The sequence below is a fragment of the Nostoc sp. DedVER02 genome (assembly GCF_034530675.2).
Lineage (GTDB): Bacteria > Cyanobacteriota > Cyanobacteriia > Cyanobacteriales > Nostocaceae > Nostoc.
Window position 1 is genome coordinate 176,900 of sequence record NZ_JAVRCP020000007.1, and the last position, 10,598, is coordinate 187,497.

Below are 10,598 nucleotides of genomic sequence, written 5' to 3' on the forward strand. Positions count from 1 at the left end.
TGTAGGCAGGGGGAGAAAGAGAAATATTATCTGAGTAAATTGGATAATTGATTTTCTGGAAGTCCCCTACCATTTAAGTACTTCCGTGGCTAGTTGTCCATACTATATTCTTTTGGCTCAGTGAGCAGCGATCGCGATTTAACTGTCTCATCAAATCTGCGAAATTTACTATTTGCCCTATTCTCAAATCTTGCAATCCCATACCGAGATTATCTTTTTTTAAACCAAACAGAGTCTCAGCCTGATTGTTAGCCATGAGCAGGTTTCCCCGACGATCTACTGCAAGTTGGGCAAATGAACTGGTTTGGAAGGCAGCTTCCCAGAAGTGGATAATTTGAGAAATTGCAGATTTGGGTACTTTCTCACAAGAAGTCCCGGAGCGAATCAGTAAATGTTCTTCTAAAGTGAGATTCCCTGCTTTGACAAAAATATAGTGCTTATTACTAATAGTTCTAAAAATTTGTGTATCGTTACTCAAGCTTGTCGGTTTTCCTAGCCAGAGAAAACCGTTATCATTTAAGGCAAAATGATAACGAAGCAGAATATTTGCTTGGATTTCAAAGTCAAATTTATCTAGATTACGGAACACAAGCAGATCAATTTTAGATATGGGCGGATTTTTAACCAGATCATGGCGACCAAAGATGATTGAACCACGCAATTTAACGTTAAAAGTATAACTTTGCTCAGTTTGTTCGCAGTAGTTATACAAAAGTTCGCCTGGAATATCTGCCAATTCTAAGTGACTATAAATACCTCGTCGCGCCTGTTGCAGTAAATCTTCATTTTTATCTGTGGCAAAAATTTGCACTCGTCGCAAATATTGCTCCATCCCCAGAGCTTCTGCTAACAACATACTTATTCTATAAACTTCCACTCCAGAAGCAGAGTCAACACTCCAAACTCGTATTCTTTCGTCTGATTGCTTACTTGAAATGATCTGAGGAATGATTTTGTTAGCTAAATAATTCCAGGAATTATCCTCACAAAATAACTCCAAAGATTTGCTCAAGAGCTTATTAACTATAACAGTCAATTCTTGGGAATAATTCTGTAAATATTGCAAGTATTCTTTAGAATTATCAATCTGTAATTGTTGCATTTGCTCTTGCAACCGATACATTAAATTCACTAGCTTAAAATCTTTAAAATTGTAACGTTGATTTTGGTAGAGATAATCCAATAAAGCTTCTAAATCTTGCTCACAATCTAATATGTTCATATTAGCCTCTTTCAGCTTTTTAATCATTACTCCAGCAAACAAGTCTAGCCAAAGCTCTATAACATTAACGGTAGCTTGACAGTAAAAGTAGCACCCTGACCAACACCAGGGCTATAAGCAACGATTGTACCTGACGGCAATTTCACCTGCTAAGGTAAACTTAAAGGCGTTGGAGAGCAAGTTGAGAACAATTTTCTCCCACATTTGGCGGTCTACGTACACAGGCTCACTCATCGGTGGGCAATCGACCACTAGCCGCAGCCCAGCCCGTTCAATGGCGGAACGAAATACACTGGCCAACTCTGTGGTGAACATTACTAAGTCGGTCGGTTCATAAACTGCTTCCATACGTCCGGCTTCAATGCGGGAGAAGTCGAGCAGGGTATTAACTAGTTTCAGCAAACGCAAGCTGTTGCGATGTGCGATTTCTAAGCGATCGCGTTGTTCTTGAGTTAGGGGATTTACCGAATCGCTCAAGGCATCTTGTAGGGGAGCCAGCAAGAGCGTTAGCGGTGTGCGGAATTCATGGCTGACGTTGCTAAAGAAGTTCGTTTTGGCGCGATCGAGTTCTGCCAGTGCCTCTGCGCGTTGCCGTTCTTGTTCTCGGGCAGATTGTTCTCGCACCCGCTGAATTTCTGATTCGCGCAAAGATTCTTCGGCGCGGGCGCGTTCGACTGCCGCCCAGGTGCGCTCTGCTACTTCCTCTAGCAGCCGCAAGTCGGCATCGATCCAGTGACGCGGTTCGCTGTGCGTGATTCCGAGCATAGCGGTCAGCCGTCCGCGTTTGATCAAGGCGACACCCACGCCCGTGCGGATTCTCGCCGCGCGATAGGACTCGCGGCTGTCTTGCAATCGTGGATCGGTTTCCGTGTCGTCGTAATAGATCGTCCGTCCGGCAATCAAATCATCATAAAATCCGAAGTCTTGCAGTCGCCACAGGGATGGCATGGAGATGCGTGAGTTCGTGCGTCCCTCCCGCGTCACAACGCGTTCACTGTCTGCATCGAACTCGTGATAGACCGCGCTATCAACCTCGAAATGATCCGCCACATGATCCATCGCGGTTCGCAGCACCTCGACCGGATCGGCAATCGGGCGGAATGCGTCGCTGAGGCTGAGTAGAAACGCCTGCTCTTGTTCTTGGCGTTTGCGCTCAGTAATATCGTCGTAGAACACCGTGAAACCGTCTGCTTTGCCAAAAGGAGTGACGTGAAACGCAAACCACTTCTGATTGTCTGGAACGAACTCTTCAAAGCGTTCCGGCTGTCCAGTTCTGAGGACGCGCTCAACATTCTCCAACCAGGTGCGGTAGTAGGTTGGAAAAACTTCGCTCGCTAACCGATCGAGGGCGCTGCTCCGGTCAAATCCTGTCTGTCTCTCATAGGCTGGGTTGAGTTCAAGATAACGGGCATCCACAGCGCGACCACTTTCGTCACGGACAAGCTCACCGATCGCCAGCCCCTCGTTCATCAACTCAAACAGCGATCGATATTTGGCTTCTGATTCACGCAATTTTGCTTCAGCGCGGGCGCGTTCGACGGCAGCCCAAATCCGTTCGGCGGTTTCTTGCGCTAGTTCCGTTTCCAATTCTGTCCAGTTCCTTGGCGTGGTTTGGGTAATACAGAAAGCTCCAGCAGGCTTGCCCTCTTTAATCACAGGTACATTGATAAAGGAAATCACCTGCATCTGACAACAGAGTTGCCTCAACGCCTCATCCAGTAAGTCCGTCGCATGGGCATCCTCAACCACCAAAGGACGACCCGCATCGATCGCTACTTTGAAGATGGGGAAGTCGCTGAGGGGATATACCCCCGCAACGGAGGGCAAACCTTCGCGGTAGGTATCTCGCCGAATGATGGCGTTGCCGTCAATGATTTCGCAGTAGTAACATCGGTCTGCCTCAAAGAAGTTCATGGTGATGCGCGTCACTGCTGCATGAATTTCAACGGCATCAAAGAGCGATCGCAACGCATCCGACAGCTTCACCCGGAAGGCATCGAGTTCGGCAGCGCGGCGCAACTGTGCTTCTGTGCGCTTGCGATCGGTGATGTCATTGAATACAACCGCAACTCGTCGAGTATCATCACGACCAACTTTAAATACATAAAAGTCGTACCAAATTTGGTCAGGTTCGGCGTATCCCTCTAGCCGTTCAGCTTGACCCGTTCGGGCAACGCGACCAAATATCTCGTACCAATATTCTTCAGAGTTTGGACTAATTTCTCTAAGTCGCTGCCCACAAAAACTTTGCCCCGTCATGCGGATGGCGGTTGGATTCTCATCGATATAGAAGAGGTCAATGGGCCAATCGTTTTTGTCAAAAATCACGTCACAAAGGAAATACCCTTCGTCCATTGAGTTGAACAGCGATCGATATTTTTCTTCCGACTCACGTAAGGCATCTTCTGTCCGTTTGCGATCGGTAATGTCATAGGAGACAACCAGCACCGCATAAACTTCCCCGTTGGTAGACCGCAACGGCGTACCCCGTGAGATGTAGAAGCGATCTTGGTCTGTATGTTCCACTTCAAACGGCTCACCCGCTAGTGCTTTACGGTAACGCACTTCATAACTCGCGGCTAAATCGGGCGGTAATGCCTCAAAAATCGTTTTCCCAATGAAATCTTCGGGCTTGAAACCCGCAGCAGTCAGTGCCTCCCCTTCGGCCAGCCGATAGCGCAAATCGGAGTCAACTACAAACGCGGCTCCCCCCGGTAGATTTTCAATCATCGCCCACAGGAGTGCATCTGCATTCTGCAATGGATCATTGATAGGGTGCTGATTATCTCTGTTGACTTGCATAATTTACGCTTTCTACACAGAGGCGTTTGAATCCAGTTTAGTTGCGTTTATTAAGGCAGCCGGATAGTAAAGGTTACGCCTTGTCCTTCCCCTTCGCTTGCTACTTCAATTGTACCGTGGTGTAATTCGATCAGGTGGTGGGCGATCGCCAACCCAATTTCTACTCCTCCCGGTGTATGGCGGTTGGGTACTTCTGCTTGAGTGAAGCGATCGAAGACTAACGGCAGAAAATCAGGACGGATGCCAATGCCTGTATCGCTGACGGTAATTTGCACACCAGCATCAAAGCATTCTAGCCCAATCGTGACTATTCCTCCGTCGGGTGTAAATTTAACGACTAGGAAATGCTAGAGGAAGGGCAGCACTAGTAGTCTGCCAACCCAAAAATGCGCTTGTGAGGGCTGGGGAAAGGGAAAAGGGTAAGGGATTTAAACCCTTTCCCCCTTCGCCCTTACCCTTTACCCCGCCAAGTTCCCTTGGCGTACTACTAGCTTGACTCTGAGGACTCTGAGGCGATCGCAAGAATGAAGCGGTGTTTAATGATCGGCTTGTTGTAAGCTCTGGTTTGGGCAACATAGCGTACCAATAGAGCCAAGCCTACGGTGTTTACGCCAATCTATATCCAATAATCTTGCATCTTGGCGATGATCTAATACACGGTTAAAGAAAATCGTTCTTCCATGTAATACACGTTAAAAATGGTTCTTTATCCCGTGTAATACATGGTTTAGTATTATCTTTCACAATTTGCTCTAAAAACCCAAGTTTCATCGGTTACTGACGGGAAGCGAACTAAATGATAGTCAAACAAAGCCCTTTTACCAAGTAATACAAGGTTGTCCCTAGCCCAAAGGTCTGGGGTTTATCTATTACCTTTTCTGATCAATTTATTTTTTCCAAACAACAAAATAACTGTATTAAATAATACAGCTAATTAAACAAAAATTTGATTTTTAGTCTGTTCCTCAGAACGATCGCCAAACTTTTCGGTCTACTGAATTTAGCTTATACACCACCAGAGTATCGTCGTAAAGGATATGCCACTGCCTGTGTCGCTGCATTAAGCCAAAAACAGCTAGACCAGGGATGCCGCCATTGTTTCCTCATAGCAGATTTAGCCAATCTCACAGCCAATCATATTTATCAAGCGATTGGCACGAATACTCATTCACCTCCAAGCAGTAAGCATAATAAAGCAATTGCTTCCAGGCTTGGGAAATAAATCAAATCAGAAATATTAATTTTTTCATCAGATATTAACCTTGTTTGCCATTGAGAGTACTTTAGATGCGTTCGCCCTGGGGTAGAAATCACCTGTTTAATAGTGCGTAGGCTTGCAAGAACCGCAGGCATCACAGTGAAATAACTGTTTTTATTGAGATTTTAGCTATATAACTGAGAATTAAACCCCAATCTCACTTTTTCGCGTTGCTCCCGTTAGACAGCTAGCCCTCAGTGTGAGTACAGTAACGACGGGAGCAGCGGTTTGCCAGCTATGAGTTCTATTTGATTTGTGGGGATTGTAATCGTGAAGGTTGTACCCATATTTACTTGACTATGTACCTGTATTTCACCACCATGCAGGTCAATACATCTCTTGACGATTGAAAGCCCTAACCCTGTTCCGGGAATATTCCCTACATTCTTAGCCCGATGAAAGGTCTTAAACAAGTGGTCTCGATCGTCATCGGGAATCCCAATACCTTTATCTTGAATTTTAAAGATCGTCTTTTCATTTTGACAAATCAGGTTGAAGTCAATTGTGCTTCCTGCAAACGAATACTTGACAGCATTCGACAACAAGTTAGTCAAAATAGATTGGAGTAACTTCTTGTCGAGTTGAGCATGACTTTTGCTAGCTGCGTCCCGTTCATCGGTAATAAACAGCGTAATCTGATGGTAAGGGGCACTGAGTTGTATTTCTTCCACTAGACTGTGGCAAAACTGCATAACATTGATTGGAGTTGGCATGAATTCGAGTTTCCCAGCTTCTACTCGGTTAATCATCAACACATCGTCTAGTAATTGGGTGATATGATTGATCGACTTTTGGACATGCTGAAACTGCTTCTGGCTTTGGGCTGCATTGAGGCGATCTCCATAATCTTCCAGGATACCAATAGAAGAAGATACGACCGCCAGAGGGGTGCGAAACTCGTGAGATGCCATTGAGATAAAGCGCGACTTTAATTCATTTAGTTCTCGTTCTTTCTCTAATGCTTTACGGACATCAGCTTCTGCTTGTTTTCGCTCGGTGACATCTCGACAAGTGATCACAATGCCCGCTACATTTGGCTCATCTAGGAGGTTTTTAGCGATCGCCTCAAAGTCATGCCAGGAACCATCCGCATGATGCAAACGAAATTCTACTATTGTTTTTTGAGATGGATTATCAAAGGCTCGACAAAGCAGAGTTTCTGCATAAAGGCCATCGTCTGGATGGACTAACTCAGGAAGATTTTTCGCAATCCAACTTTCTGGCTGATATCCCAGAATATGCGTCAAAGAAGGGCTAACATAAACGACTCGTCCACCCGCTCCTAAGGTGGCGATGATATTCGATGCATTTTGTAGCAACGAGCGAAATCGCTCTTCGCTTTGCTGTAATATCTCGGTTTTAGCCAGTTTAATCTCAGTTTGAATCAGTTGAGATTGTGTCTGCTGCAACTGTTTGAGAGCTTGTGCCAGATCTCGATTTGCTGCTTCTAACTGAGCCGGACTAGATAACGCTAGCGCCTTAGGAATCAGAGGAATGAGTTCCAAAGCTGTATACATTGAAACAAGCGCTGTCAAGGCTTTGACTAAACCTGACAACCAGTAAGTTGGATACCATAATGTCCAGATATCCATCAGGTGTCCGGTGCCACAAGCAATAATGAAAGCACCAAACATCAGAAATATCCAGTTAAATGGAATGTCGCGTCGTTTAGAGACAAAGTAGACAAGCAAGCAAGGAATAGAGAAGTAGGACAATGCAATTACACTATCAGAAAGTATATGCAGCCAGACCAATGCTGGTTTCCAAAGATAGCAATGTCCATGTGGAATAAAGCCGTTTGAATTCAAAAGGGGATGAAGTAAATTTAGCATCTTGAAGCCTCTTCTCAACTTCTTGAATGTGATTCAATTTTTGCCTAGCTCATCATCTTGAGAAGTGACTGGCATTGGCAATGCAATCCGAACAATAGTCTGTTTGCCAGGTATACTCTCGATGGTGAACTCTCCTCCATACAATTCAATTAAGCGCTTAGAAGTAATTAGCCCTAATCCAGCACCATTCTGTTCATACAACTTATGATTAAACTGTATATAAGCACCTACATTCGCAATTTGCTCAGAGGTCATACCACGACCGTAATCGATGACATAGAGCGAATAAAGGTTATTGCTAGGAACGCCAATGACACTGACTTTAGAACCAGACTGAGAAAATTTGAAAGCATTGTTAATCAATTCTTGGATAACTTTCTTGAGACTCGCAGATGAAATCTGTACAGCTTCATCTTGTAGATCGATCTCTAAATCTAGTGTTCGCTGTGCATTCTCGGCTTCCTGATATGCAGTCTCTTCAACCATCACTTTAAGAAAGGTATGAGGCGCATATTCTCGGATACCAGCAACTTTTTCTGCATCGGATATGGTTACTTCCAGTTTGGCATAGAGCAAAAAGTTTTGGGTCAAGCCATAAAGCCGTTTGCCAGATGTATAAACTGTCTCAATCATTTCTAATTTCTCAGTATCCGGTGTAAAGTCCCATTCTTCCATTAATAACTGTGGTAATGCAATAATACTTTGCAAAGGCGTATGCAGTTCATGGGGTAATGACACTGTAATCGTGTTACAAAGCTGCTGAAATTTCACCTGATTCTTTTGAGCAATGATCGTTTGCTTTTTGAACTGAACCTCAATTGCTCGTCGGAGTTCAGAGGGAGTGAAGGGTTTGGTTAGATAGTCATCTGCACCCAATTCCATTCCCTGCCGAAAGTCAATTCTATCGGCTTTGGCGGTGAGAAAAATAACGGGAATGCTTGCCATTTGAGGGTCTTGACGGAGCGATTCGATAAACTCATAGCCATTCAATTCAGGCATCATGACATCGCAAATAATCAAATCTGGCATTTCTTCTTTTGCTCTTTGTAAGCCAATCAAGCCATTTTCAGCCGCAGTTCGATAAAACCCTTCAAACCCCAAAATTGAGACAATATTCTCCCGAACTTGAGGTTCATCTTCCACAACTAGAATCTTTTTTATAGTAGATTGCACGATTATTTCTCCTTATGCTGCTAAAACAAGGTGTTTGATCGATTCGTTCTCAGTGTCATAACTCTTTCTGGTTTGCTTCAGGGGAAGCGTAACCGTGAAGGTTGTGCCGATTCCTACATGACTATCTACCTTGATTTCACCACCATGTATATCGACACATTTGCGGACGATCGCCAGCCCTAAACCAGTACCGGGAATGCGTCCTACATTCTTAGCGCGGTGAAACGACTCAAATAAAAGGGCTTGATCTTCAACGGGAATGCCAATGCCTCGATCTTGAATATGAAAGGCAATACTTTCTGATTGCAAAACCAATTTGAAGTAGATTGTGCTTCCTGGCTCGGAATACTTGACTGCATTCGTTAGCAAATTAGACAGAATTCTTTGGAGTAATTTCTCATCCAGTTGAGGGTTATTACGATTCTGATGCTGACGGATTTTATGTCGAAGCAGCGGATCTTTAGAGAGCGGAGCATAGGGATTAAAGATTAGCCTAGTAGCGCAGAGAGCTTGACTCGAATGCTTCGCCATTTTCAGAGCCAAAGACAAAGTTAGATAGAACCAGCTACGACTAACTGATTTACGCTCATCGATAATAGACAGATTAATTATGTGTTGAGGAGCGCTGATCTGGATTTCCTCCACTAAATTGTGACAAAATTGCAAGATATTAACGGGTGCTGGCTTAAACTCCAGCCCGTTAAGGTCTGCTTGGTTAATCATCAACACATCGTCTAGTAGTTGGGTGATACGATTGATCGACTTTTGGACATGCTGAAATTGCTTTTTGCTTTGGGCTGGATTGAGGCGGTATCCATAATCTTCTAGGATACCAATGGAAGACGACACAACTGCTAGGGGGGTACGAAACTCGTGAGAAGCCATTGAGATAAAGCGCGACTTCAATTCATTTAGTTCTCGCTCTTTCTCCAGTGCTTTACGCATATCGGCTTCTGCTTGTTTTCGCTCGGTGATATCTCGACAGGTAAGCACAATGCCCGCTACATTGGGGTCATCTAAAAGGTTTTTGACAATTACCTCAAAGTCTCGCCAGCAGCCATCTGCATGACGCAAACGGAATTCTGCCGTCACATCAAGGGCTGGATTGTCAAAGGTAGAGCCGAAGAGATTTTCAGCTATTAATTGGTCGTCAGGATGCACCAGTTTCGCAAGATTTTCTGCCATCCAATCCTCTGGACTGCATCCAAGGATGTTGGTGATAGAGGAACTGACATAGGTAATTTGTCCATTGCCTTCAAGTGTGGCAATGATATTAGAAACATTTTGGAACAGAGAGCGAAATCGTTCTTCGCTTTTTTCTATTTTCTCTAGTGCTTTAGCTTTCATTGCCAGTTTGATGCTGATTTGTTGGGTGACAAATGACGCAATTAAAGCCAGGATTAAAATGACTATTGTTGCAGCACCTATTGCAATAGCCAGACTAGATACATCTATTAGGTTGCGAGAACTCTCGATCGATGTCTCAGCCGTTGGATGAAAGCAGACAGCTTCCATTGCCGTATAGTGCATTCCGCAGATTGCAACCCCCATAATGACGCTACTACTGATTTTTCGCAATTTGTCAATTGGATTTGCTTCCCCTTTAATTCGGAATGTTAGCCAGAGAGCGATGATAGAAGCACATAGGGCAAAGAGGATCGAGGCAATAATAAACAGCAAATTATAGTGAGCCGTTCCCTCAAGTCTCATGGCTGCCATACCGGTGTAGTGCATTGCGCCAACTCCACTTCCCAGCACAATTCCACCTATGACTAGATTGAAGGTTGTCTCTCGGTAACTGGTAATAAACAATGCCCCTCCTGATGCAACGATCGCTAACATCAGGGACAAAAGCACAATGGGTAGATCGTAAAAAACTGGTGTAGGAAGCTGGTAAGCCAGCATGGCAATAAAGTGCATTGACCAAATTCCAATGCCCATTGCAGCCGCACCTCCAGCAAGCCAAAAAAGACGTGCTAGATTACGAACTGCCATGATTCGTCCTGCTAGGTTAAGTGCTGTATAAGCAGCAAAGACAGAAATGCAGAATGAAAGGATTACGAGGCGAATATCGTAGGTTGCCGTCATAGTTAAACCCTGAACAATGAGAGTGGAGTTGAATTTAAAACTCTACTCTTTAAAATTAGGCCCAGAGGATTGCTTGTAAAAGAGAGTAATCCCTTAATGTCTGATGGATTTTGCTTTTGCTGCCTTGTTTACCTAAGTGCATCAAGAGGAAGTTTTTACTAGCAATGGGGAAATTACTAGATGTTAAATACTGTTTTCGTAAAAGTACTGAGAAACTCAGCCA

The 10,598-nt window shown here is 44.3% G+C and carries 7 protein-coding genes and 3 pseudogenes; 1 reads left to right on the forward strand and 9 read right to left on the reverse strand.

Annotation, left to right across the window (positions count from 1 at the left end; translation table 11 throughout):
• Positions 1-73: 73 nt before the first annotated feature.
• The 5 genes and pseudogenes from RMZ41_RS10805 to RMZ41_RS10825 all read right to left on the reverse strand — a co-directional run bounded on the left by RMZ41_RS10805 (position 74) and on the right by RMZ41_RS10825 (position 4,600).
• On the reverse strand, positions 74-1,222 hold the full coding sequence (locus RMZ41_RS10805) for a CheR family methyltransferase (RefSeq protein WP_322640360.1): 1,149 nt from the start codon (positions 1,220-1,222) through the stop codon (positions 74-76).
• A gap of 132 nt (positions 1,223-1,354) precedes the next feature.
• Positions 1,355-2,383 (reverse strand): annotated as a pseudogene (locus RMZ41_RS10810) (histidine kinase dimerization/phospho-acceptor domain-containing protein); the annotation flags it as partial.
• A pseudogene (locus RMZ41_RS10815) lies at positions 2,366-4,024 on the reverse strand (PAS domain-containing protein); the annotation flags it as partial. The pseudogenes RMZ41_RS10810 and RMZ41_RS10815, both read right to left, overlap by 18 nt.
• A 50-nt stretch (positions 4,025-4,074) precedes the next feature.
• Positions 4,075-4,299 carry an ATP-binding protein gene (locus RMZ41_RS10820; RefSeq protein WP_322734384.1) on the reverse strand — a complete coding sequence of 75 codons (225 nt, stop codon included), beginning with the start codon at positions 4,297-4,299 and terminating at the stop codon, positions 4,075-4,077.
• A 55-nt stretch (positions 4,300-4,354) separates the two neighbouring features.
• Entirely contained in the window at positions 4,355-4,600 is a 246-nt protein-coding gene (locus RMZ41_RS10825; RefSeq protein WP_322734383.1) for a hypothetical protein, read from the reverse strand.
• A gap of 370 nt (positions 4,601-4,970) precedes the next feature.
• Here RMZ41_RS10825 and RMZ41_RS10830 point away from each other — a divergent pair, with 370 nt between their 5' ends.
• The gene (locus RMZ41_RS10830) at positions 4,971-5,246 is read left to right on the forward strand and encodes a GNAT family N-acetyltransferase (RefSeq protein ID WP_322641251.1); all 276 of its coding nucleotides are present in this window, start codon (positions 4,971-4,973) and stop codon (positions 5,244-5,246) included.
• 230 nt (positions 5,247-5,476) lie between these two features.
• Here the strand turns inward: RMZ41_RS10830 and RMZ41_RS10835 are convergent, their stop codons facing one another.
• From RMZ41_RS10835 to RMZ41_RS10850, 4 genes and pseudogenes are all read right to left on the reverse strand, one after another.
• The gene (locus RMZ41_RS10835; RefSeq protein WP_409875117.1) at positions 5,477-6,691 is read right to left on the reverse strand and encodes an ATP-binding protein; all 1,215 of its coding nucleotides are present in this window, start codon (positions 6,689-6,691) and stop codon (positions 5,477-5,479) included.
• A gap of 27 nt (positions 6,692-6,718) precedes the next feature.
• A pseudogene (locus RMZ41_RS10840) lies at positions 6,719-7,114 on the reverse strand (hybrid sensor histidine kinase/response regulator); the annotation flags it as partial.
• 33 nt (positions 7,115-7,147) lie between these two features.
• Positions 7,148-8,287 carry a response regulator gene (locus RMZ41_RS10845; RefSeq protein WP_322641253.1) on the reverse strand — a complete coding sequence of 380 codons (1,140 nt, stop codon included), beginning with the start codon at positions 8,285-8,287 and terminating at the stop codon, positions 7,148-7,150.
• Positions 8,288-8,299: 12 nt separating this feature from the next.
• Positions 8,300-10,375: an MHYT domain-containing protein gene (locus tag RMZ41_RS10850; protein WP_322641254.1), complete on the reverse strand. Its 2,076-nt coding sequence runs from the start codon at positions 10,373-10,375 to the stop codon at positions 8,300-8,302.
• Positions 10,376-10,598: the final 223 nt, after the last annotated feature.